This window comes from Kitasatospora sp. NPDC018058, assembly GCF_044327205.1.
Taxonomy (GTDB): Bacteria; Actinomycetota; Actinomycetes; order Streptomycetales; family Streptomycetaceae; genus Kitasatospora.
The window spans coordinates 1-1,167 of the sequence record NZ_JBIRFA010000150.1 but is presented as its reverse complement, the minus strand read 5'-3'; the positions used below and the strand labels follow the sequence as shown (position 1 = coordinate 1,167).

1 protein-coding gene and 1 pseudogene are annotated in these 1,167 nt (G+C 69.8%); both read right to left on the bottom strand.

What is annotated here, in order from left to right:
• On the bottom strand, positions 1-694 hold a 694-nt coding region (locus ACH4E7_RS45660; protein ID WP_396255135.1), incomplete at its 3' end, for a leucine zipper domain-containing protein.
• A gap of 111 nt (positions 695-805) precedes the next feature.
• A pseudogene (locus ACH4E7_RS45655) lies at positions 806-1,167 on the bottom strand (hypothetical protein); the annotation flags it as partial.

Genomic DNA, 1,167 nt, shown 5'->3' with positions numbered 1-1,167 from the left:
CGGTTAGGACACGCTCGACGGTGATGCCGTGGCGGGCGAAGAAGGCTTGGGCCCGGCGCCAGAAGGCTGCGGCGGTTTCTTTGCGTTCGTCGGTGAGGACTTCGCTGTAGGCCAGGCGGGAGTGATCATCGATGGCGGAGTGGATGTAGCTGTAGCCGATCACCGGCTTGCAGCTCTTGCGCCGGTCGGTGGTGGCCTGTTTGTTGTGGGCGCCCGCGGTCCTGCCGACCGTGCGCCAGCCCCCTCCCTCGGGGATGCTGCCGAGTTTCTTGATGTCGACGTGGACCAGCTCGCCGGGCCGGGCTCGTTCGTAGCGGCGGATCGGCTCGCCGGTGGGGCGGTCGAGCCAGGCCAGCCGGTGCAGGCCGTGGCGGGCAAGGATGCGGTGCACGGTGGAGGCCGGCAGGCCCAGGATCGGTCCGATCCTGGCCGGACCGAGCTTGCGGCTTCGCCGCAGTGTGCAGACACGGTCTTCGATGTCGGGCCTGGTGCGGTGCGGGGTCGTGTGTGGTCGGCTGGAGCGGTCTTGCAGGCCCGCCTCGCCTTCCGTCCGCCACCGGCGCATCCATTTGTGGGCCGTGGGCCGTGACACACCCATTTCAGCAGCCACGTGAGCGACAGGACGTCCGGAGCGGATGCGTTCGACCAGCAGCCGCCTGCCGTGAACGGTCAGCCGGGCATTACGGTGGGACACGAAGACCTCCGTGCGGTGCAGATTCGACACCTCCACCACACCGGAGGTCTTCGCCATTGATCAACACCTGCCAGCGTTAACAACGCTCGTGATCAATACACCTAGGGCGTTTCAGCGGCGGTTCGCGCGCAGGCGGCGCCACACCGCCTTGGCGGCGTAATGGCCGGACATGCCGTGGACGCCGGGACCGGGCGGGGTCGCCTGGGAGCAGAGGAACACGGCGGGGTGGGCGGTTTCGTACGGGACGCGGGTGAGCTTGGGCCGGATGAGCAGGCGCAGGCCGGCCGCGGAGCCGGTGGCGGTGTCGCCGCCGACGTAATTGGCGTTGCGGGCCGCGAGTTGGGGCGGGCCGGCGACGGCGCGGGCCAGCACGAGATCGCGGAAGCCGGGGGCGAAGCGCTCGATCTGCCGCTCGATGGCGTCGGTCGCGTCGCCCTCCCAGCCGTTGGGGACGTGGCCGTACGCCCAGAAGG